Source organism: Pseudomonas sp. S3_B11 (assembly GCF_054667715.1).
Window position 1 is genome coordinate 3,676,801 of sequence record NZ_CP162749.1, and the last position, 20,480, is coordinate 3,697,280.

Below are 20,480 nucleotides of genomic sequence, written 5' to 3' on the forward strand. Positions count from 1 at the left end.
TCGCTTGAGACGCAAGCGTCAGGGGAAAGATCGCAGCCTCGCTTCGCTCGGCAGCGCCTACAACGGCCAGTGCAGCGACAGCACCGGCGCAACGCGCGGATGGTGGTCGATGCGCTCCAACAACTCGTGGAACGCTGGGCGGGCGCTCAGCATCGCCTCCCGCGTGTTTCTCCACTTCGTGATCACCGCCGCCAGAATATCCAGCGCCCCCGGTTCGTCACCGCCTAGAAAAGGTCGGGCCGGGAACTGGTCGGCAAACCGCGCCCAATTGAGATACAGCCGTTGCTGCGTGCCGGATATCAATCGCTGCCGAGTCGCTTCGTCCGCCTCGTCCAGCCAGCGTTCCGGAAAATCGATAATGCCGATGGGCGTGTAGCAATTGGCCGCGATGTAGACCAGGCCCCGTATGGCTTGCGCGCGCTGGGCAGGGTCTTGCGGGAGCAGCTTCGATGCGGGAAAGGTCAACCCGAGGTGAATCAGGATTGCGGCCGCTTCGGTCAGCACCGAGCCATCTGGCAACTGCAGGGTCGGCACCTGCTTCAGAGGATTGAGCGCCTCGAGCTCTTTCGCCGCATCGTTGTCTTGCGTCGAATAGGCATCGACCCGCCGATAAGCCACCTCACAGAGACACAGGGCAACCTCCACCGCCGAAGAGCCGGATTGCCTGCAACCGAATAACTGATACATGAACGCACCTCCTGCATAAGCGTTAGCCGATAGAGCCCGCTAGCCTGTCAGTGTTCCATCAAGCTGACCGGCAGCGGGCCAACGAGCTATCACTGCTGTCGATGTTCACCATCATGTCAATGAAGTTCTCTTGATGATCGCCCGGGACAACAATGGCCCCACACAAACCACTGCACCCCGGAGCACACCATCATGAAACGCCAAGTCATCCTCAGCCTCGCTTTCTCTGTACTGGCCGCCAACGTATTTGCCGCCTCGTCCCAACCCGTCGTCGCCGAAGGCGGTTCTGATCGCCTGATCGAAAACCGCGTCGCTGAAGGCGGTGCCGATCGCCTGCTGGAACGTCGTGTCGCTGAAGGTGGCTCCGACCGCCTGATGGAAAACCGCGTCGCTGAAGGCGGTGCCGAACGCCTGCTGGAACGTCGCGTCGCTGAAGGTGGCTCCGACCGCCTGATGGAAAACCGCGTCGCTGAAGGCGGTGCCGAACTCCTGCTGGAACGTCGCGTCGCTGAAGGTGGCTCTGATCGCCTGATGGAAAACCGCGTCGCTGAAGGTGGTGCCGAACGCCTGCTGGAACGTCGCGTCGCTGAAGGTGGCTCTGATCGCCTGATGGAAAACCGCGTCGCTGAAGGTGGTGCCGAACGCCTGCTGGAACGTCGCGTCGCTGAAGGTGGCTCTGATCGCCTGATCGAAAACCACGCATGAGTTGCCTGGCAGCCTACCCGATACACCGCTTGAGACTGATCCCCCACCAAACCCATCCCCCTAAAAGCCCGGCCTCATCCACCGGGCTTTTTCACGCGCCAACGCCTGGCTAACGCCCCGACGCCCGCGCCATGCACCGCTGATAACGCTCATCCACCCGCTTGGCAAACCACGCCGTGGTCAGCTTGCGCGTGATCTTCGGGCTCTTGAGCACGATTCCCGGCAATACCGCCCGTGGCAACGCTTTGCCCTCGGCCTTTTCAGCCAGTTCGAACACGCGCTTGTAGAGCTTGCTGTCCTCGAACGCCAGGCTGTCACCCAACTCCAATTGATCGCGAATGGTCGGGTTGCGCATTCCCAACGACTTGCCCAGCGTGCGCACCGCCAGTTCCGTACTGCCTGGCATGATGGAATCATGGGCAATCAGATCCCCGTCCAGCGCCAGGGAAATGCCCGACGCCACACTCACCGCATGCTGGAAAGCTGCGTTGCGGCTGGCGTACCAGCCAGCATTGAAATCGGCAAAACGATACAACGGCTCGGTGTAGCTCACCGGATAGCCCAGTAAATGCGCGATGCCGAAATACATCCCGCCACGACGACTGAACACTTCGCGACGAATCGAGCCTTCCACCGTATAGGGATAATTGCGCGCATTGGCCTGGGCAAACGCGATGCTGACCTGCATCGGTCCACCGGTGTGCACCGGATTGAAACCGCCGAACAGTGTCTTGCCCAGCGGCACCATGCTGATGAAATCATCGAAAATCTCGCTCAGCTCCTTCTCGCTACGCGCCGCATTGAGCCGATCGCTGTAGCTTTTGCCGTTGGACGAACGCACCTGGAGTGCGCCACTGACCAACAGCTCCGGAATGTGCACCTTCGCCGCCCGGCGGTTGATTTCCTGACGAGCGATCTTGCCCAACCCCGGCACTGGCGGATCGGATTGGAACGTCGACTCCTGTTCGGTCACCGCCAGGACAGCACAGATGTTCTGCGTGGTAGAGGGAATCTGCTGGGCCGCAAAGGCCACGTAGATATCAGTCGCCCAGCCTTCGCGATCCACAGTCTTGGCCGGCAACAACTGCACAATCTGCTTCTTGACCTCAGCAGGCTGACGCTCAGGCTCCTGCGCCTGACGGCTGCCGCAACCGGCCAAGGCCAGCAGCGCAGCAAGGCTGATCATCAATCGGTTGAATTGCATGGTGCTCCATCGGGTTCGTTATTCCGGAGCAACCATACGATCAAAAGTGGATGCGGGCTATGCCCAATGTGGGAGCGAGCTTGCTCGCGAAGGCGGCGGCACGGGCAACACTGATGCAAGCTGGCCCACCGCTATCGCGAGCAAGCTCGCTCCCACAGGAGAATGGTGGTGTACCTAGAATCTCCTATCATCTAAAACCATGTGGGAATGGCGGTGAACATGGACTCACAGCCAACTCCGGGGGCAGTGCGGGATCAGATCCCGCTCAGCGCCAGGTCCATGGCAAAGTAGGTGAAGATCAGGTCTGCCCCCGCCCGCTTGATGGCGCCAAGGCTCTCGCGTACCACGCGGGCTTCGTCGATGGCACCAGCCTGGGCGGCGAACTTGATCATCGCGTATTCGCCACTGACCTGATAAGCCGACAACGGCAGGTTCGAAGCCTGGCGAATGTCGCGGATGATATCGAGGTAGGCACCGGCCGGCTTGACCATCAGCGCATCGGCACCCTCCTGCTCGTCGAGCAAGGATTCGCGCAATGCTTCGCGGCGGTTCATCGGGTTCATCTGGTAGCTCTTGCGGTCGCCTTTCAACGCGCTGCCGCCGGCCTCGCGGAACGGGCCATAGAGTGCCGAGGCGAACTTGGTGGAATAGGCCATGATTGCTGTCTGGCTGAAGCCGGCTTCATCCAGGGCCCGGCGAATCGCCTGGACCTGCCCGTCCATGGCCGCCGATGGCGCGATCACATCGGCACCGGCTCGGGCCGCCGCCACGGCCTGCTTGCCCAGATTGACCAGGGTCCGGTCGTTGTCCACTTCATCGCCGTGGAGCACACCGCAGTGACCATGATCGGTGTATTCACAGAAGCAGGTGTCGGACATCACGATCATCTCCGGCACTGCGTCTTTGCAGATCCCGGCCATGCGCGACACCAGGCCGCGCTCGCTCCAGGTATCGCTGCCGTCGTTGTCCAGGTGATGGGACACACCAAAGGTCATCACCGACTTGATGCCGGCACGGGCATAGCGCTCGATCTCGCCGGCCAGCTTCGATTCAGGAATGCGTACCACGCCGGGCATGCTCTTGATCGGCACAAAATCATCGATTTCTTCTTCGACGAAAATCGGCAGCACCAAGTCGTTCAAGGTGAACTCGGTTTCCTGGAACAAGCTGCGCAGGCTTGCATTGCGACGCAGACGGCGTGGACGTGCTTCGGGGAACTGGCTGGACATGGGGCTCCTGGGCAGAAATGGGTGCTCGATCACAAAGGGCAAAGCTTATGCCCTGGCCGGCCAGGGCACAAACGGCGGGTGGAAAACAGAGTGTTACCGGCCAGGCAATAATCTACTCGCAAGGTCAGCGAGCCATTGATGCACGTCAGCCGGTGGCTTGTAATCGAATCGGCGAGTCGTCGGGTTTAACTCATTCCGGAATCTTCAACCCGCGCGCCACAGCCGGTCGAGCCAGGAAGCGCTCCAGCACCCGCGTCACATTGGGGAAATTCTGGATACCGACCAAATCACCGGCCTCGTAAAATCCGATCAAATTGCGCACCCAGGGGAACGTGGCGATATCCGCGATCGTATAGCGCTCACCCATGATCCAGTCGCGCCCTTGCAGACGACCATCGAGCACCTTGAGCAGGCGCTTGCTTTCCTCGACGTAACGATCGCGCGGCCGCTTGTCCTCGTAGTCCTTGCCGGCGAACTTGTTGAAGAACCCCAGTTGCCCGAACATCGGCCCGATCCCGCCCATCTGGAACATCAGCCACTGGATCGTCTCGTAGCGCGCCGCCGACTCCTGGGCCAGCAACTGCCCGCTCTTGTCCGCCAGATAAATCAGGATCGCCCCCGACTCGAACAACGCCAACGGCTGGTCGCCCGGCCCATGGGGATCGAGAATCGCCGGGATCTTGTTGTTGGGGTTCAGGGAAAGGAACTCGGGCGACAACTGGTCGTTGCTGGCGAAGTCCACCTTGTGGGGCTCGTACGGCAGGCCGATCTCTTCCAGCATGATCGAGACCTTCACGCCGTTGGGGGTGGGCAGGGAGTAGAGCTGGATCCACTCCGGGTACTGGGCAGGCCACTTCTCGGTGATGGGGAATGGGGTCAAGTCGGGCATGGGGTCGGCTCGGAAATGAAGGAAAGCCCGAGGATAATCCAAGATGTACGGGATGGCATCACTGCCCGTCACGGAATTCACATCGGCCCTTCTTAAATCCGCAACATCCTGTCGCTAACATTCGCCCTACCTCCCAACAGGAGGCCTTACAGTGCACCGGGACCCGCCAGGATCGAACCAAAGGGCTTGAAGGGACTCTGAGCAATGCCCCGAGGATTCAACGCGGCGTAACGACAGGGAAAACACCCGAGGCCAGCCGCTTCGTGGTGCCAGGGTTTGTCAGCCTGACTCAAGAGTGCTGAAGAATAATTATTCGATGATGAACCCACTGAATTTCGCCAGACGCTTCAAACACCGTTCGTGGCTACTGCTGCCGACGCTGCTTGTGGTCTGCGGCCTGGGATTGGCGCTGGAATCCAGCATCAGCCGCGCCCAACCAGCCGACGGCGTGCAGACCCTGGTGTTCCTGCGCCACGCCGAGAAACCCGCCGGTGGCCTGGGCCAACTCAACTGCCAGGGCCTCAACCGCGCCATCGACCTGGCCACCCTGCTGCCGGAAAAATTCGGCAAGGCCGACTACGTGTTCGCGGCCAACCCGACCCGCAATGTCGAAGAGGGCGAGCAGGACAACTCCTACAGTTATATTCGCCCGCTGATGACCATCAGCCCCAGCGCCATCAAGCTCGGGTTGCCGGTGAACATCAATTATTCGGCCAACGACACCAGCGACCTGGCTGACGAACTGCTGCACGACAAGTACCACAACGCCACCATCTATACCGCCTGGTCCCATGGCTACCTGCCGGAGCTGATCAACAAGGTCGCCGGCGAAGCGGTCGGCAAGGAACAAACCATTACCGAAGACTGGGCCTCGGGAGACTTCGATTCGCTGTATGTGCTGACCCTGACCTGGCACAACGGCAAGGCCAGCCTCACCAGCCAAAGCTACAAGCAGGGCTTGGACAATGGCAAGGAAACCTGCCCGACTTGATCAGTCGCTAATTCCCTTTGTGGGAGCGAGCTTGCTCGCGATAGCGTCAGACCCATTGATATTGATGTGACTGAAACACCGCTATCGCGGGCAAGCCCGCTCCCACAGGGATTGACAGTGGATATCAAACCTGTGGTCACCCTCCCCGGGCCACACGCTCCCGCAGATATTCCAGCACCGCCGCCTGCTCCCCCGAGAACTCGATCCGCAGCCCCTTCTTTTCCCGTTGGAACACGTACATCGGGTCGTAATACTCGCGCAGCAAGCCTTCGATCCAACCGCGATGCAAGTCGACGGCGCCGCTGTTGGCCTGCTCGGCCAGGGCGGTTTCCAGGATGTTCATCAAGCGCCGGTGACGGTCACCGCCCAGGCGCTTGTGGATGTTGTCCAGGCTTGCCAGCAACCGCTCGGAAAACAACGAGAAACCTTCGTCGCCATGTACGGCGACAAATTCCGCGCACAGGTCGATGACGTAATCCTGCAGGATCCGCTCGACCCGATGCTCCAGGCTGTCTTCCAGCCAGACCATCGGAACCTGTTGCATGCGCTGGTACAAGGGCAGCGGCAAGGCACAACTGCCGACCGCACGGCTCTCATCTTCAAGCACGAATTGTTCGATGCCACTGGCGCGTTTTTTCAGTACGTCCACGGCCAGGCGGTTTTCAAAATCGATGTTGGAAGGCTGGCCGGTGGCGCGTTTGCCGAAGCTGGAACCGCGATGGTTGGCATAACCTTCCAGATCCAGGCTATTGCTCAGTTGCCCCAGCGCTTCGGTCTTGCCGGTGCCGGTCATGCCGCCCAGCAGCACCAGGTCGCATTGGGCTACCGCCTGCTCGACAGTGTCCAGCAAAAAGGTGCGCATGGCCTTGTAGCCGCCGCCGACCCTGGGGTAATCAATGCCCGCTTCATCCTTGAGCCATTGCTGTACGATCTGCGAACGCAGGCCGCCGCGAAAGCAATACAGCACGCCGTCAGGATGGGTCTTGGCGAACTCGGCCCAGGCCCGGATGCGTTCGGCCTTGATTTCGCCGGACACCAGTTGATGCCCCAGGACAATGGCGGCCTGTTGCCCCTGCTGTTTGTAGCAGGTACCGACACGTTGCCGTTCGCTGTCGGTCATCAACGGCAAATTGATCACGCCGGGGAAGGCCCCCTTGATGAATTCGACCGGGGCGCGCGTGTCCATCATCGGCCGGTCGTTGAGGAAGATGTCGCGGTAATCGGTGATGTCATTGCTCATCAAGACACCTCGACCGCGTAACTCTGTCGCTCGACCAGTTCGCCGATAGGTTCCAGCGCCAGCCCGAGTTCAGCGGCAACCCGCAGGAACTCGGCCTCGCCTTCAGGGGTGACGGCAATCAGCAGGCCGCCGCTGGTCTGCGGGTCGCACAGCACGCGCTTGTGCAGTTCCTGGACCCGACCGACCTTGCTGGCGTAACTGTCGTAGTTGCGCAGCGTACCGCCCGGCACACACCCCTGGTCGAGGTAGTACTCGACACCCGGCAGGCGCGGCACCGCGTCATAGCGGATGCGCGCGGTCAGTCGGCTGCCGTCGGCCATTTCCACCAGGTGACCGAGCAGGCCGAACCCGGTGACGTCGGTCATCGCCGTCACGCCGTCGAGCTTGCCGAAGCGGCTGCCAGGTTTGTTGAGGGTGCACATCCAGTCACGGGCCAGGCCGACGTCGGCGGCGCGCAGCTTGCCTTTCTTTTCCGCCGTGGTGAGGATGCCGATGCCCAGGGGCTTGGTCAGGTACAGGCGGCAACCGGCGGTGGCCGTGTCGTTGCGTTTCATATGGCGCTTTTGCACCAGGCCTGTGACCGCCAGGCCGAAAATCGGCTCAGGCGCGTCGATCGAATGCCCGCCGGCCAGGGGAATACCGGCCTCGTCGCACACGGAGCGACCGCCGCGAATCACTTCCCGGGCAATTTCCGGGGCCAATACGTTGACTGGCCAGCCGAGAATCGCAATGGCCATCAGCGGGTCACCGCCCATGGCGTAGATATCGCTGATGGCATTGGTGGCGGCGATGCGACCGAAATCGAAAGGATCATCGACAATCGGCATGAAGAAGTCAGTGGTCGAGACCACCCCGCGCTCCTCGTCGATGGCGTACACCGCAGCATCGTCCCGGGACGCATTGCCGACCCACAAATTGGGATCAAGGTTCTGCGCACCGCTGCCGGCCAGGATCACTTCCAGTACCTGGGGCGAAATCTTGCAGCCGCAGCCGGCGCCGTGGCTGTACTGGGTCAGGCGAATCGGCTCGCTCATGGGCATACCTCTGGTCAGTCAAGATGGCCGATTCTACCAGCAACACCACCGACTCAGTGCCGCGTCGAGCACATGCTACTGCAACACGTTGGTGCCACTTCATACGACGCTGCCGAATTCGGTGCACCAAGCCTGACCAACAGGACAGGAAAAAAGCCTGAACCCCATGCATTTCAAGCCAATACAAAAAACTGGTACGACATGTGCAAACGTTTGCGCAATCAATCCTACCCAGCGGATCGATGGCTTTTTTTCAACCACGGAACCCGGGCTTCGGCCCGCACGAACAAGGACTTTCCATGCACTGCACTTCCCGGTGTCGCGCTACACCCGGCGTATTGGCAGCCGCCCTGCTACTGACCGCCGTTACCGGACTACTCAGCACCACGACCCAAGCCCAAACCGCCGAGGCGTCTGCCCAAGGCGAAGCCCTCAGCCCCGAGGCCACCCCCTCGAAAAAGGTGCCTACCTGTCGGATTGGTACAACCAGGACCTGACGCTCATCGGCAGCAAGGACATCAGCTTCGGCCCGCAACCGGTCGACGATGTCTATCTGGAATATGAATACTTCGGACGCAAAGGGCCCTTCGAGCTCTATGGCTACGTCGACATTCCAAAGATTTTCAACATTGGCAACAGTCACGATAAAGGGGTGTGGGACCACGGTTCCCCGGTGTTCATGGAGCACGAACCGCGTATTTCCATCGACTACCTTGCCGGTCGCAGCCTGGCCATCGGTCCGTTCAAGGAGTGGTATGTGGCGTTCGACTGGATCTACGATCACGGCAGCAACAGCGCCAATCGTGCGAACACCTTGTACAGCGGCCTGGGCACCGACATCGACACCCACTCGAGGGTCAACCTGTCGGCCAACTTCTATGGCCGTTATCAATGGGAAAACTATGGCGCGAGCAATGAATACTCCTGGGACGGCTACCGCGCCCAGCTCAAATACATCGTGCCGATCAGCCAGTTCAGCAACGGCGCCTCGCTGACGTACATCGGCTTCACCAACTTCGATTTCGGTTCGGACCTGCACAAGGACAATCCCGCACGCACCGCCAACGCCACGGTCGCCACCAACGTCCTGCTGTATTCGTTCAAGCACCTGCGCTTTACGCTGGTGGGCCGTTACTTCCACAACGGCGGCAATTGGCAGGACGGCAGTGAGCTTAACTTTGGCGAGGGCAACTTCCGCGCCCGCTCCGATGGCTGGGGATACTACGCCGGGGTTGGCTATCAATTCTGAGCAAACCGTAGAAGCACCACTTCGAATCCATGGAGGTCACGAATACATGATCAATCGCCTGTCTATTTCAATCGGCCTGGCCTGCACGGCCCTGTTCTGCTCGACTGCCGGGGCCGCGCCGCCGCTTCAACCCAAAGTGATGCTGATCACGATGTTCGCCCCCGAGGCACAGAACTGGATCGAACGCCTCGAACTCAAGACTGAAATCCGCGTGCCGGGGCTGTCCGCCGAGTATCCGACGGTCCGCTGCAATGCCGAACGGGTCTGCCTGCTGATCACCGGCATGGGCCAGACCAACGCTGCAGCCTCGACACTGGCCCTGGCGCTCTCCCCCACCGTCGACCTGCGTAAAAGCTATTTCCTGGTGGCCGGGATCGCCGGCATCAACCCGCACCACGGCACGCTTGGCACGACGGCCTGGGCCCATTACCTGGTGGAGTTCGGCACCCAGTGGGAGCTGGATTCGCGGGATGTGCCCAAGGACTGGCCCACCGGCTACCTGGGCATCAATACCAAGGGGCCGAATGAAAAGCCGCCGCTGGACTACAAGACGGAAGTCTTCGAACTCAACCCGGCCCTGCAAGCCAAGGCCTTTGCCCTCAGCCAGAAGGTGAGCTTGGCGGAAAGCAAGGAATCGGCGGCCTGGCGCTTGAAGTATCCGTACGCCCCGGCCAACCAGCCGCCGGTGGTGACCCGCTGCGACACCCTGGCCGGCAACACCTGGTTCTCCGGTACGCGCCTGAGCGAGCGCGCCGAAGTCTGGACCCGCCTGCTCACCGATAACAAAGGTGTCTACTGCACCACCCAACAGGAAGACAACTCCACCTACGAGGCCCTGCTCCGGGCCAGCCGCGAAGGCCGGGTGGACATCAACCGGCTGGCCGTGCTGCGGGCCGGGTCCGATTTCGACCGCCCCGAGCCCGGCGGCAACGAAGTGGACAACCTGCTCAAATATGCCGACCAGGGCGCGTTCGTCCCGGCGCTGGAAAACCTCTTCCGCACCGGCAACCCGCTGGTGCAGGACATTGTGAAAAACTGGTCGGCGTGGAAAGACGGCGTGCCTGGTCTTTGATCAACAGCCGCCCGGCTCTTGGGGAGAAGGGAATGATCTGTGGAGCAAGGCTTGCCCGCGATTAAGTCGACGCGGTCCTTTGTGAACCGAGGCGCCTGCATCGCGGGCAAGCCTTGCTCCCACAGATTGAGGCTAATCTCTACAGATCACTCAATGGAATTTTCCATTGCGGGAAGAATCACTTGAACATCAGCCGTGCGTACCCATCCAGGAGACCGCCGATGTCCCTCGACCCTGCTGCCGACAGCACTCATCTTGACTACGGCCTCGACACGCTGTTTGGTCGTGACACCAAAAGTGTCGACTGCGAGTTCGACGTCAAACGCCTCGATGACGGCGAACCACCCTGGTTCGCGCTGCACGTGCGACCACCACTGCCGAAGGATCTGCATAAGGCCCAGCTCGTGGTGTTCAATGCCGAAGGCCGACGCATCAGCGGCATTGTCCGGCGAGCCAAACGCCTGGCAGACGACAGCCTGCAATTGGACGTGGAACCCGACTGAGTGCTTCAGGCCGGGTTCCCACGCTGATCGAGCGCTTCCTTACGCATGTCGCGAAGTACTCAGTCGAACTTGACCAGGTTCAGCACCGGCAATGGCCCGCCCGGGAATTGAGTCAAGCGTGCGCCAACGCTCAATGGGCCCAGGTCCACGCCGAAGAATCCCAGCCGGGCGATCAACTGCGCGACTTCCCCACGGGCCTGCTCATCGTCGCCAGTCAGGAATAACACGCGCTTGCCGCCTTCGGACGCTGGATCAGCCTCCAGCAGGCGCGCCAACATGTGGTTGAACGCCTTGACCACCCGTGCCCCCGGCACCCATTCGCTGAACACCTTGGTAGAAGCCCGGCCCTGCAGATCAATCGCCTCGAACTCCGGGACTTTGATTGCGTTGTTGGCATCGATCACGATTCGTCCGGCAAAGTCCGGCAAGCCACTCAACGCCTGGGGCAACTTCGGCCAGTTGACGGCCACCAGCACCATGGGTTGGGCAGCGGCTTGCTGCACGGTGCCGGCGCGTACGTTGGGGCCGAGCTCGGTGACCAACCCGGCCAGGCTTTCGGGGCCGCGGCTGTTGGCAATCACGACGTTGATGTTCTGGCGGGCCAAGGCCCGAGCAAATGCACTGCCAATGGCGCCAGCGCCGATGATGCCGATGGTGTCGATGCTGCTCATGTCGTACGTCCTCAAAGTTGGATAACCCTGGGCGGTGATGTCCGCCGTTGAGGTGCATATTGCCCTTGCTATTACGTCATGATTAGCCAGTAATACGTTGAATCATTTTCAAGCATTACTATCAGGCCACTTTGATGGAAAGCCTCGCCAATCTCGAATGCTTTGCCCGCAGCGCCGAAACCGGCAGTTTCTCGGCGGCCGCCAGGTTGCTGGCCCTGACGCCCGCGGCCGTGAGCCGCAATGTAGCAATGCTGGAGCGAAACCTGGGGGTGCGGCTGTTCCAGCGCTCGACCCGCAAGCTGTCCTTGACCGAGAACGGCGAACACTTCCTGGCCAGCATCGGCACGCATCTCGAAGCCTTGCAGGTCGCCATCGGCGCCGTGACCACTGAGCGTGGCGAGCCGGCCGGGGTACTGCGCCTCAGCCTGTCGCCAAGCTTCGGCATCGGCCATGTGCTGCCGTTGCTGCCGCAATTTCTGGCCCTGCACCCGTTGATCCGCCCGCAATGGCATTTCGAGAACCGACGGGTAGACCTGATCGCTGAAGGTTTCGACGCGGCGATTGGCGGCGGCTTCGAACTGACACCTGGCGTGATCTCGCGAACCTTGGCGCCAGCACATCTGGTCGCGGTAGCCAGCCCGGCCTACCTGGCCGCACGCTCCTGCCCCGAACACCCAGAAGACCTGGCCCGGTTCGATAACATCGTGCTGCGCTCCAGCCTCACCGGGCGGGTACGCCAGGCCACGATGCGCAATGCTGCCGGATTGGAGTCGGCGTTGCGGCTGCCTGAATCCATCATTCTCAACGACCCGGTCGCCATGCGCGAAGCCACCTTGCTGGGCCTGGGCATTTCGCTGCTGACCGTGCCGGATGTGCTGCCCTGGCTGGAACGCGGCGAACTGGTACGGCTGCTGCCAGACTGGTACATGGACCTTGGCTTGATTTCCCTCTATTACCCCAGCCGCACGCTGATGCCGGCCAAGACTCGCGCCTTTATCGACTTCATCACCGAACACTTCGAGCGTGAGGGATTGGCGCAGCGTTTCAGTGCTGCGCGGGGTTGAGCCCTGGAATCCTTCGTGCCCGCGCTCGCGATGACGTCAGCCCAGACACCCCACCCCCGTGGCGATCGGCTGCTAGTTCAAGTGTGCGCGGGCATATTCGCGAAAAATGTACGATCACCATCTCGAGCAAGCTCGCCCCCACAGTGGGTTTGCGATGCGGGCGGTGCTAACGTGGCGCCTCGACGACTGACAAGGATGACCGCGTGCTGCTGCTCAAATTGCTGGTGATTCCCACGTTCCTGCTGCTGATTTCCCGGGCGGGCAGGCGTTGGGGGCCGAGCGTGGCCGGCTGGCTCTCGGGGTTGCCCGTCGTAGTGGGACCGATCCTGTTGTTCCTGGCCGTGGAACAAGGCGAGCTGTTTGCCGCGCAGTCGGCGACCGCGGCACTGGCGGCGATGTTCGCGATGATCGCTTTCTGCGTGGTGTACGCCCAGGTCGCCCAGCATCGCAACTGGCCCTGGGCGCTGGGCATCGCGCTAGGGGTCTGGGCCTTGGTGGCGTTGATCCTGTCCTGGCTACCGGCTTCGCTGCCGTTGTCGAGCCTGATCGCCCTGGTCGCGCTGCTGGCGGCGCCATATCTGTTCCCGACGGTCCGGCCGGTGATGAACGGGCCGGCGGCCAAATCCGACAAATTGCTGCTGCGCATGATCGCCGGCGCGCTGTTGACCCTGGCGGTGACGCTGCTGGCCAGTACCGTGGGCGAGCGCTGGAGCGGGCTGCTGGCGGTATTCCCGGTGTTGGGCAGTGTCATGGCGGTGTTCTCCCAACAAACCCGGGGACCGGCCTTTACCGCCGCGCTGCTGCGGGCGACGGCCACCGGCATGTATTGCTTCGCCGCCTTCTGCCTGACCCTGGCCCTCGCCCTGCCGGTGCTGGGCATGCCCGCCTTTGCCTTGGGCGTCGCGGTGTCGATGGCCATGTTGCTGGTGACCCGACGCCTGCTGGTGCGGCCACCGCCCGGCGACACCGCACACCTTTCGCCAAAATGACGGTCTCTTCTGCACTGGCGCTGGAGTCAGGTGCGACGCCCATGGGATGATCGGCCTCCAGGCACGACCATCTGTGGAGCGTTTCAATGTCATTGCTGAGTAAACAAGCCGCCGCCCTGTTGCTGGGGGCCATCGCCAGCCTGGTCGTGGTATCCGCCCAAGCGGCCCCGGCCAAACCTGCCGGCGATGCACCGGCGCAGAAAGTGTCGATGCTCGGCGGCAAGTTCACCTTCACCTTGCCCAAGGGCTTCACGGCGACGCCGCTACCCGCTGGTGAAGTGGCCCAGGGCACCGCTGGGGCGACAGGGACGATGTACAGCAATGCCACCAGCAGGACCGTGGTGATTGCCGCTGAGAACACCATCGTCAACGGTACGAATGTGAAGGACGACGATGGTGCATTCCTCGACACCACCATGGCCGACTTCGCCGCCCAACGCATCAAGGCCCTGCCGGACGCCAAGATCCTCAGCGAAAAAAGCCTGACCCAAAAAGGCACCGGCCTGGGCCTGCGTCAGCTCGACACCAGCGCGACCCAGGGCGGCGGGCCAACCCTCGACACCACGGTGCTGGGCGCCTCCGGTACGCACATGGCCGTGGTGCAGGTCATCTCCCGGGCCAGCGACAAGGCCGGTCATGAAGCGTTGGTGAAGCGGATCGCCAGCGGTAAATAAGCGCCCCGGAACATGTGGGAGCCGAGCTTGCTCGCGATGGCGTCGGCACACTCAACTTTGATGCAAGCTGACCCACCGCTATCGCGAGCAAGCTCGGCTCCCACAGGGTTTCCCCACAGGGGCTTAGGGTGGTCAGGGATTGAGCCGCTCCAGCCAGGCCCGCAGGTCCTGCACTTCCAGGGCGCTGATGCTGTGGCCGACGCCCGGGTAGGCATGGAATTCCGGTTCCAGCGCCAGGGTCTTCAGGAAGCTGTTGGCCTCGGTACCATCGTGGTAGGGAATGATCGGGTCTGCCGTGCCATGGCCGATGAACACCGCCAGTGTCCGGCGCGATTCATCTGGGGTCAGTTCCGCCTGCAGCACTGACAGGACCCGCCCACCCATTGCGGCAATACCGCCGACGGCTTCGGGGTGTCGCAGGGCCACTTCGTAGCTCATCATCGCGCCCTGGCTGAACCCTACCAGGTAGACCTTGCTCGCATCGGTCGAGTACTTGGCCCGAGCCTTGTCGATGAAGTCCAGCAGCATCTGACCGCTGGCCTTCAAGTCCGAGGTGTCACCGTCGTAGGCACCGTCGCCCGTCTTCGCGAACCACTGATAACGGTCCTGTTCCATGCTCTTCGGCGCCCGCACCGAGAGGTAGTTGTAATCCCGGGGCAACTCGCTCTTGAGTTCGAACAGGTCCTGTTCGTTGCTGCCGGAGCCGTGCAGGAAGATCACCAGCGGGCGGTTGCCGGCTTGCTCATCGGCTTGGGCCAGGTAGTTGAGCGGCAAGTCCGTGTGCAGCGAGGGTTGGGCTTGCAACCCGGACGAGACCAGCAATAGAAACAGGGCGAGCGCTTTAAACATCAATCTTCCTCCATCGTTCGATAGCCGCACGACAAGAAGCGTGCGGTGAGGTAGACAGCACTTATCAGTCGTTGCTCAATTTCCCCGTACGAATCGGTTCACGCCCGGCGACTTTTGCCTGCCAGATGCCCGGCTGGGTGTAGCGCCCGCGGTCCAGGGCAAACAGCACGCCACTGGTGCCAGCCCGCACGATGGTGACCCGATCATTCAACGGATCGACCACTTCGAACAGCGGATCGCCGCGCTCCACCCATTCACCGGCCTCACGCAGAAAGCTCACCACGCCATGGTGGGGCGCGAACAGGTATTGGGTGCCTTCGAACGGAAAGCCTTCGCAGCATTCGACGGGGGCGGATGGCCAGTCCCCGGCGATAAAACCCTGCTCGGCCAAAAACCCGAGGATGGCTTCACAATTGGCCTGGGCCTGTTCCACGCGAGTGTCGCCCATGCTGCCCAGCTCCAGCGTCGTCGCCAGGTTCGCCGCTGGGATCGACGCCGCCGGAAAGGTTTTGGCCAGGCGCAACCAGGGTGAGGAGCAGGACTCGTCGAACGAACTGCCACCGGAATCTTCACTCAGCAACGCCACCCCGGCCTTCAAGCGTGCGGCCAGGGAGCGCCATTGCGGCCACTGTTGCGGCAAGGCATACAAGTGGATCGCTGCCTCGAAATCGCAATGCAGGTCCAGGGTGATGTCGGCGTCGCAGGCATGGCGCAGCAGCAGGCGATGCAGTGCTTCAAGTTGCGAAAGCGGCGCCGGCAGCTCGTCGAGAACCTGGGCCATGGTCCGGCGGATCAAGGTGATGTTGGCGGCCGGGTCGTCACCCAGCCGATCACCGATGCGTTGCGCCACCGGCGCACTGAGCTCCACGAAAGAGCGGTTGAAATTCTTGCCACTGCCCAGTTCGAAACGCCCCATGTGGGCGCTTTGCAGATGTTGATCCAGGCCGATGGGATTGGCCACCGGCACCAGCTCGATCACCCCTTTGAGCAGGCCTTGCGCCTCGAGGTCGTTGAGCCGCTGCTTCAGCTCCCAGGCGGTACGCATGCCTGGCAGTTCGTCGGCGTGCAGGCTGGCCTGGATATAAACCTTGCGCGGGCCATGGCCGTAACGAAACACACTGAGCCGACGCTCGGTGCCCAAGTGGCTCCATGGCAGGGTATGGTCGATACGTTGCATGAAATCTCCGAATGACTAGGCGTAGGAGCTGTGTAGGAGCTCTTACCGATTAATGCCCGTAGACATCAAAGGCGAAGTATTTGTCCTGCACTTTCTTGTACGTGCCATTGGCGCGGATTTCGCTGATGGCGGCGTTGAATTTGTCGGCCAGGACCTTATCGTCCTTGCGCACCGCAATGCCGGCGCCACCGCCGAAGTATTTCGCGTCTTCATAGGTCGGGCCCACGAAGGCGAAGCCTTTGCCAGCATCGGTCTTCAGGAAACCGTCGTCGAGGTTGACCGAGTCGGCCAGCATGGCGTCGAGGCGACCAGCGACCATGTCCAGGTTGGCTTCCTGTTGGGAGCCGTAGCGCACCAGGTTGATCCCGGCGGGCACCAGCACTTCGGTGGCGAAACGGTCGTGGGTACTGGCGCGCAGCACACCGACTTTCTTGCCCTTGAGCTCGGTCAGCGGGTCCTTGACCTCGGAGCCTTCCTTCATCACGAACCGTGCCGGGGTGTGGTAGTACTTGATGGTGAAATCGACGTTTTTCTTGCGATCGTCGGTGATGGTCATGGACGACAGGATCGCATCGATCTTCTTCACTTTCAGCGCGGGGATCAGGCCATCGAACTCCTGCTCGACCCAGGTGCACTTGACCTTCATCTGCTCGCAGAGGGCATCGCCGATATCGACATCGAAGCCGGTCAGCTTGCCGTCGGGGGTTTTCATCGAAAAAGGCGGGTAACCGGCTTCGATCCCGAGGCGGATCGGCTTGGCCTCTTCGGCCACGGCCGACAGGGACAATACGGACAGTGCCAGGGCACCGAACATGGCTAGCTTGTTCATTTTCGCTCCTGAGTGCGCAGGTATTTTATTGATCGTTATAGGCAGATTCGTAGGCAGCGTTCGGTCAGCAAAAACCGAAGTGGCCGGGAGTCTAGAGGGGCACTCGGGAGGGGAATTATGTTGAGGCGACAAATATTTATAAAAAGCCACTAATGCCGTGTTGTAATGCCGAAGTTCTGTAGGAGCGAGCTTGCTCGCGATCGCGGTGCGTCAGCGTGCCTCAATGCCGAATGTGCCGCCGTCATCGCGAGCAAGCTCGCTCCCACAAAAAGCTGTTTGCGCTGTCTCAGCAGTCGCAGCTGATCGCCTCCTCCGCCATGCGCTCCACTGTGCCGCTCAGGCGAAAGCCTTCATCGAGCCAGCCCATGACGCCGCCGATCATTTCCTTGACCGGGTAGCCCAACGTTGCCAGGCGCACTGCCGCCTTGTTCGCGCCATTGCAATGCGGGCCGGCGCAATACACCACGAACAGGGTGGTCTTGGCATAGGCGGCCAGTGCCTGGGCGGTGAGCGTGCGGGTTGGCAGGTTGATCGCCCCGGGTACGTGGCCGCGTTCGTAGGCCAGTGGTCCGCGTACATCCACCAGCACAAAATCGATATCGCCGGCCTGTTGGCTGGCGTGAACGTCGGAACAATCAGTTTCGAATGTCAGGCGACGGCTGAAATGCTGCAGGGCGATATCGGAGGGGGCAGCAGGCACTTCGCGAACCAGGCTGGTCATGGGCGTGTACTCCAGGATAGATAAGGCGTGAAGAGACTTTATCCCCCCGATGCTTACCGCTACAGTGGCGCACAAGACACTCTGTGGGAATTTTCCGCCAAATGCAGCCTAACCCTGGTCTGGTCGCGATTCTTGCCTACGACGGCCTGTGCACGTTCGAATTCGGTGTCGCCGTCGAGATCTTCGGATTGGAGCGACCGGAATTCGATTTCCCCTGGTACACGCATCGGATCGTCGCGGTCGATGACGGCCCGATGCGCGCCATGGGCGGCTTCCAGGTATTGGCCGATGGCGGTATGGAACTGCTCGAAACCGCCCGGACCATCATCGTGCCAGGCTGGCGCAACCGCAGCGAACCACCGTCCCAGGCGTTGCTCGAAGCACTGCGCAGGGCCCACGCCCGTGGTGCGCGCCTGCTGTCGATCTGCTCCGGTGCCTTCGTACTCGCCGCCGCCGGGTTGCTCGACGGCCTGGGCGCCACGACTCATTGGCGCTACGCCGACGAACTGGCCGCAAGCTTTCCGGCCGTGCGGGTAGACCCGGATGTGCTGTACGTGGATTCAGGACAGGTCATCACCTCGGCGGGCAGCGCCGCCGGTATCGATGCCTGCCTGCACCTGGTGGCACGGGACTATGGCGTCCAGGTCGCCAACGCCGTGGCACGCCGGTTGGTGATGTCGCCGCAACGTACGGGCGGGCAGGCGCAGTTCATTCCCTCGCCGGTCAGCCGCACGCCACGCAGCGACCTGTCGAGTGTCATGCAATGGGCCCGCGAACGCCTGCACGAACCCCTCGGGGTGCGCGAACTGGCCAGCCAGGCGGCCATGAGCGAACGCACCTTCCTGCGCCATTTCACCCAGGCCTGCGGCGTGTCGCCCAAGGCCTGGCTGCAACATGAACGCTTGGCCCGGGCCCGCGAGTTGCTGGAAAGCACCGGGGACAACACCGACAACATCGCGCAACTGTGCGGCTACCGCTCGGTGGAAAGCTTTCGCGTGGCGTTTCGCAGCGTCGTCGGGTTGGCGCCGTCGGTGTATCGGGAGCGGTTTGGGCGGGGGGTAAATAGCCTACTGGTGATGAAGCTGTCGAACGCTGCTGTGGTGAGGGCATATATGTGGGAGCAAGGCTTGCTCGCGATATGAGCGCCTCGATTTCTGGAAGACCGCATCGCCTGTATCGCGGGCAAGCCTTGCTCCCACATGCCCTCTCGCCACAGGTTGATGTGCAAGCGTCATTGAGGTTTACGCAACAAATAAGTATCCATGATCCAACCATTGACCTTGCGCGCGGCCTTGCGGGTGCGCTCGATGTCATCGGCCACGTCCCCCAGGCGGCCGGCGATAAGGATTTCATCCGGCGTCCCCACATAGGCTCCCCAGTAGATGTGCGTATCCGGATCGCTCACCTGGCGATAGGCGTCCTCGGCATCGAGCATCACCACCACACTCGTCGAGTCGCCCACCTGCCCCGCCGCCAACCGGCGTCCGGTGGTGATTTCCAGCGAACCGCCAATGCGGTTCAACGGCACTTTGTGCCGGGCCGCCAGAGCCTGGACGCTGGTGATGCCGGGGATCACCTCGAATTCGAAGGCGCAGCGGCCCGCATCGAGGATCGCCTGCAGAATGCGCACGGTACTGTCGTACAACGCCGGATCGCCCCACACCAGAAAACCACCCCGTTGACCGTCGGACAGTTCTTCATTGATCAAGCGTTCGAAGGTGGCCTGTTTAGCGCGGTTCAACGCTTCGACGCTGTCCTTGTAGTCCAGGTCGCCGCGTTGGCGTTCCGGGCTGTAGGCTTCGACGAAACGGTAGGTGCGATCAACGATGTAGCGCCGACAGACTTCGCGCCGCAGGTCCAACAGTTTGTCCTTGGCCGGGCCCTTGTCCATGAGAAAGACCACGTCCAAGCGGTTCAAGGCTTTCACTGCCTGCATCGTCAGGTGATCCGGATCGCCGGCCCCAATGCCGATGACTGACAATTTCTTCATCGCGACGACTCCTGGCCAGGTCCCTGGGTGCGTAATCGCCATACGCCGTTGAAACGCAATTCGAGGGTGGACAACGGTTCAATGTCGATCCGGTTGAATGTGGCGGCCGGGCAACCCAAGACATTCACCAGGGCTGCGCGGATCACGAAGGGGTGGGTGACGGCCAGCAGATGTCCTGGCCGGGTTTCCAGACTGGCCAGCCAACCCCCGACACGGCGACACAACTGGGCGACAGATTCACCACCATGGGGAGCCGCCTCGGCATCGTCGAGCCAACTCTGCAGGGCTTGCGGTTCAGCCTGGAGCAAGTCATCGATGGACAACCCGCCCCAGCGTCCCAGATCGCAATCGGCCAGGGCCTGGTCCTGCTCGGGCTCGGCGCCGAACAACGCGGCGGTCTGGCGCGTGCGCAGTTCCGGCCCGCACAGCAGTTGCCGGATATTTCGGTAGCGATGCTCGACCTGCGCGCGGCATGCCAGCCAGTCGGCGTCCAGTGGTTCGTCCAGGCCAAAGCGCGCCTGCTTCTGGGCGACGGTGCGGGCGTGGCAGATCAAGGTCAGACGAGTGGCTTGCACACTGGATTCTCAGGCAATCGAAAAGGTCGCATGGGCGGGACATTCATGCTTTTAGTTGTACAGCACCTTATACGAAATCAAATAAATGAGACAAAAAGGCGTTATGTCCGACATCGCCAGAAGTATCGACTGACATAC

Annotated in this window: 20 protein-coding genes and 2 pseudogenes; 9 read left to right on the forward strand and 13 right to left on the reverse strand. The window is 61.7% G+C overall.

The window, feature by feature from the left end; genetic code table 11:
- Positions 1–57 precede the first annotated feature (57 nt).
- Positions 58–687 carry a glutathione S-transferase family protein gene (locus AB4O22_RS16510; protein WP_223471629.1) on the reverse strand — a complete coding sequence of 210 codons (630 nt, stop codon included), beginning with the start codon at positions 685–687 and terminating at the stop codon, positions 58–60.
- A 192-nt stretch (positions 688–879) separates the two neighbouring features.
- Here AB4O22_RS16510 and AB4O22_RS16515 point away from each other — a divergent pair, with 192 nt between their 5' ends.
- Positions 880–1,392 (forward strand): phage infection protein, encoded by a 513-nt coding sequence (locus AB4O22_RS16515; RefSeq protein ID WP_460096756.1) that lies wholly within the window; start codon positions 880–882, stop codon positions 1,390–1,392.
- Between the two features lie 109 nt (positions 1,393–1,501).
- On the opposite strand, the gene AB4O22_RS16520 is transcribed toward AB4O22_RS16515, so the two are convergent.
- From AB4O22_RS16520 to AB4O22_RS16530, 3 genes are all read right to left on the reverse strand, one after another.
- On the reverse strand, positions 1,502–2,596 hold the full coding sequence (locus AB4O22_RS16520) for a DUF1615 domain-containing protein (protein WP_053162241.1): 1,095 nt from the start codon (positions 2,594–2,596) through the stop codon (positions 1,502–1,504).
- A 254-nt stretch (positions 2,597–2,850) separates the two neighbouring features.
- Complete coding sequence (gene hemB / locus AB4O22_RS16525; RefSeq protein ID WP_003200059.1) at positions 2,851–3,825, reverse strand: porphobilinogen synthase; 975 nt, start codon at positions 3,823–3,825, stop codon at positions 2,851–2,853.
- Between the two features lie 190 nt (positions 3,826–4,015).
- Entirely contained in the window at positions 4,016–4,714 is a 699-nt protein-coding gene (locus AB4O22_RS16530; RefSeq protein ID WP_003200057.1) for a glutathione binding-like protein, read from the reverse strand.
- 319 nt (positions 4,715–5,033) lie between these two features.
- On the opposite strand from AB4O22_RS16530, the gene AB4O22_RS16535 reads away from it, so the two are divergent.
- On the forward strand, positions 5,034–5,705 hold the full coding sequence (locus tag AB4O22_RS16535; protein WP_460097723.1) for a histidine phosphatase family protein: 672 nt from the start codon (positions 5,034–5,036) through the stop codon (positions 5,703–5,705).
- A gap of 136 nt (positions 5,706–5,841) precedes the next feature.
- Here the strand turns inward: AB4O22_RS16535 and mnmH are convergent, their stop codons facing one another.
- Both mnmH and selD read right to left on the reverse strand, forming a co-directional pair.
- Positions 5,842–6,945, reverse strand: coding sequence for a tRNA 2-selenouridine(34) synthase MnmH (gene mnmH / locus AB4O22_RS16540; RefSeq protein ID WP_038856125.1), 1,104 nt, complete (start codon positions 6,943–6,945; stop codon positions 5,842–5,844).
- Positions 6,945–7,979: a selenide, water dikinase SelD gene (gene selD / locus AB4O22_RS16545; RefSeq protein WP_003200050.1), complete on the reverse strand. Its 1,035-nt coding sequence runs from the start codon at positions 7,977–7,979 to the stop codon at positions 6,945–6,947. Before selD ends, mnmH begins: the two co-directional genes overlap by 1 nt.
- Positions 7,980–8,278: 299 nt before the next feature.
- Here selD and AB4O22_RS16550 point away from each other — a divergent pair.
- The 3 genes and pseudogenes from AB4O22_RS16550 (at position 8,279) to AB4O22_RS16560 (ending at position 10,803) form a co-directional block, all read left to right on the forward strand.
- A pseudogene (locus AB4O22_RS16550) lies at positions 8,279–9,228 on the forward strand (nucleoside-specific channel-forming protein Tsx).
- 46 nt (positions 9,229–9,274) lie between these two features.
- Complete coding sequence (locus AB4O22_RS16555) at positions 9,275–10,300, forward strand: purine-nucleoside phosphorylase (RefSeq protein ID WP_223471623.1); 1,026 nt, start codon at positions 9,275–9,277, stop codon at positions 10,298–10,300.
- 221 nt (positions 10,301–10,521) lie between these two features.
- Positions 10,522–10,803, forward strand: a complete 282-nt coding sequence (locus AB4O22_RS16560) for a hypothetical protein (RefSeq protein WP_028237657.1) — start codon at positions 10,522–10,524, stop codon at positions 10,801–10,803.
- Positions 10,804–10,862: 59 nt separating this feature from the next.
- Here AB4O22_RS16560 and AB4O22_RS16565 read toward each other — a convergent pair whose 3' ends face one another.
- Complete coding sequence (locus tag AB4O22_RS16565; RefSeq protein ID WP_028237658.1) at positions 10,863–11,465, reverse strand: NADPH-dependent F420 reductase; 603 nt, start codon at positions 11,463–11,465, stop codon at positions 10,863–10,865.
- 143 nt (positions 11,466–11,608) lie between these two features.
- Here AB4O22_RS16565 and AB4O22_RS16570 point away from each other — a divergent pair, with 143 nt between their 5' ends.
- The 3 genes from AB4O22_RS16570 to AB4O22_RS16580 all read left to right on the forward strand — a co-directional run bounded on the left by AB4O22_RS16570 (position 11,609) and on the right by AB4O22_RS16580 (position 14,201).
- Positions 11,609–12,538 carry a LysR family transcriptional regulator gene (locus AB4O22_RS16570; protein WP_028237659.1) on the forward strand — a complete coding sequence of 310 codons (930 nt, stop codon included), beginning with the start codon at positions 11,609–11,611 and terminating at the stop codon, positions 12,536–12,538.
- Between the two features lie 203 nt (positions 12,539–12,741).
- Entirely contained in the window at positions 12,742–13,527 is a 786-nt protein-coding gene (locus tag AB4O22_RS16575; protein WP_027912582.1) for a hypothetical protein, read from the forward strand.
- Positions 13,528–13,613: 86 nt separating this feature from the next.
- Positions 13,614–14,201 (forward strand): DcrB/PsbP domain-containing protein, encoded by a 588-nt coding sequence (locus AB4O22_RS16580; RefSeq protein WP_460096760.1) that lies wholly within the window; start codon positions 13,614–13,616, stop codon positions 14,199–14,201.
- 132 nt (positions 14,202–14,333) lie between these two features.
- Here the strand turns inward: AB4O22_RS16580 and AB4O22_RS16585 are convergent, their stop codons facing one another.
- The 4 genes from AB4O22_RS16585 to AB4O22_RS16600 all read right to left on the reverse strand — a co-directional run bounded on the left by AB4O22_RS16585 (position 14,334) and on the right by AB4O22_RS16600 (position 17,777).
- Positions 14,334–15,050 (reverse strand): alpha/beta hydrolase, encoded by a 717-nt coding sequence (locus AB4O22_RS16585; RefSeq protein WP_223471619.1) that lies wholly within the window; start codon positions 15,048–15,050, stop codon positions 14,334–14,336.
- A gap of 64 nt (positions 15,051–15,114) precedes the next feature.
- Positions 15,115–16,227, reverse strand: coding sequence for a succinylglutamate desuccinylase/aspartoacylase family protein (locus AB4O22_RS16590; protein WP_460096762.1), 1,113 nt, complete (start codon positions 16,225–16,227; stop codon positions 15,115–15,117).
- 49 nt (positions 16,228–16,276) lie between these two features.
- On the reverse strand, positions 16,277–17,056 hold the full coding sequence (locus AB4O22_RS16595; protein WP_223471617.1) for an ABC transporter substrate-binding protein: 780 nt from the start codon (positions 17,054–17,056) through the stop codon (positions 16,277–16,279).
- Between the two features lie 286 nt (positions 17,057–17,342).
- A complete protein-coding gene (locus AB4O22_RS16600; RefSeq protein WP_223471616.1) occupies positions 17,343–17,777 on the reverse strand; it encodes a rhodanese-like domain-containing protein in 435 nt (144 codons plus the stop codon).
- Positions 17,778–17,878: 101 nt separating this feature from the next.
- On the opposite strand from AB4O22_RS16600, the pseudogene ftrA reads away from it, so the two are divergent.
- A pseudogene (gene ftrA / locus AB4O22_RS16605) lies at positions 17,879–18,847 on the forward strand (transcriptional regulator FtrA); the annotation flags it as partial.
- 161 nt (positions 18,848–19,008) lie between these two features.
- On the opposite strand, the gene cobF reads toward ftrA, so the two are convergent.
- A complete protein-coding gene (gene cobF / locus AB4O22_RS16610; RefSeq protein ID WP_223471615.1) occupies positions 19,009–19,767 on the reverse strand; it encodes a precorrin-6A synthase (deacetylating) in 759 nt (252 codons plus the stop codon).
- Positions 19,764–20,342 (reverse strand): histidine phosphatase family protein, encoded by a 579-nt coding sequence (locus tag AB4O22_RS16615; protein WP_223471614.1) that lies wholly within the window; start codon positions 20,340–20,342, stop codon positions 19,764–19,766. Before AB4O22_RS16615 ends, cobF begins: the two co-directional genes overlap by 4 nt.
- Positions 20,343–20,480: the final 138 nt, after the last annotated feature.

What these genes read in the sequence shown, in the direction of transcription:
- AB4O22_RS16570 (WP_028237659.1), top strand. Translation starts at nt 11,609, where the DNA reads ATGGAAAGCCTCGCCAATCTCGAATGCTTTGCCCGCAGCGCCGAAACC.
- mnmH (WP_038856125.1), bottom strand. Translation starts at nt 6,945, where the DNA reads ATGAGCAATGACATCACCGATTACCGCGACATCTTCCTCAACGACCGG.
- AB4O22_RS16535 (WP_460097723.1), top strand. Translation starts at nt 5,034, where the DNA reads ATGAACCCACTGAATTTCGCCAGACGCTTCAAACACCGTTCGTGGCTA.
- AB4O22_RS16530 (WP_003200057.1), bottom strand. Translation starts at nt 4,714, where the DNA reads ATGCCCGACTTGACCCCATTCCCCATCACCGAGAAGTGGCCTGCCCAG.
- AB4O22_RS16590 (WP_460096762.1), bottom strand. Translation starts at nt 16,227, where the DNA reads ATGCAACGTATCGACCATACCCTGCCATGGAGCCACTTGGGCACCGAG.
- AB4O22_RS16585 (WP_223471619.1), bottom strand. Translation starts at nt 15,050, where the DNA reads ATGTTTAAAGCGCTCGCCCTGTTTCTATTGCTGGTCTCGTCCGGGTTG.
- AB4O22_RS16560 (WP_028237657.1), top strand. Translation starts at nt 10,522, where the DNA reads ATGTCCCTCGACCCTGCTGCCGACAGCACTCATCTTGACTACGGCCTC.
- AB4O22_RS16520 (WP_053162241.1), bottom strand. Translation starts at nt 2,596, where the DNA reads ATGCAATTCAACCGATTGATGATCAGCCTTGCTGCGCTGCTGGCCTTG.
- cobF (WP_223471615.1), bottom strand. Translation starts at nt 19,767, where the DNA reads ATGAAGAAATTGTCAGTCATCGGCATTGGGGCCGGCGATCCGGATCAC.
- AB4O22_RS16580 (WP_460096760.1), top strand. Translation starts at nt 13,614, where the DNA reads ATGTCATTGCTGAGTAAACAAGCCGCCGCCCTGTTGCTGGGGGCCATC.
- AB4O22_RS16595 (WP_223471617.1), bottom strand. Translation starts at nt 17,056, where the DNA reads ATGAACAAGCTAGCCATGTTCGGTGCCCTGGCACTGTCCGTATTGTCC.
- AB4O22_RS16515 (WP_460096756.1), top strand. Translation starts at nt 880, where the DNA reads ATGAAACGCCAAGTCATCCTCAGCCTCGCTTTCTCTGTACTGGCCGCC.
- selD (WP_003200050.1), bottom strand. Translation starts at nt 7,979, where the DNA reads ATGAGCGAGCCGATTCGCCTGACCCAGTACAGCCACGGCGCCGGCTGC.
- AB4O22_RS16600 (WP_223471616.1), bottom strand. Translation starts at nt 17,777, where the DNA reads ATGACCAGCCTGGTTCGCGAAGTGCCTGCTGCCCCCTCCGATATCGCC.
- AB4O22_RS16510 (WP_223471629.1), bottom strand. Translation starts at nt 687, where the DNA reads ATGTATCAGTTATTCGGTTGCAGGCAATCCGGCTCTTCGGCGGTGGAG.
- AB4O22_RS16555 (WP_223471623.1), top strand. Translation starts at nt 9,275, where the DNA reads ATGATCAATCGCCTGTCTATTTCAATCGGCCTGGCCTGCACGGCCCTG.
- hemB (WP_003200059.1), bottom strand. Translation starts at nt 3,825, where the DNA reads ATGTCCAGCCAGTTCCCCGAAGCACGTCCACGCCGTCTGCGTCGCAAT.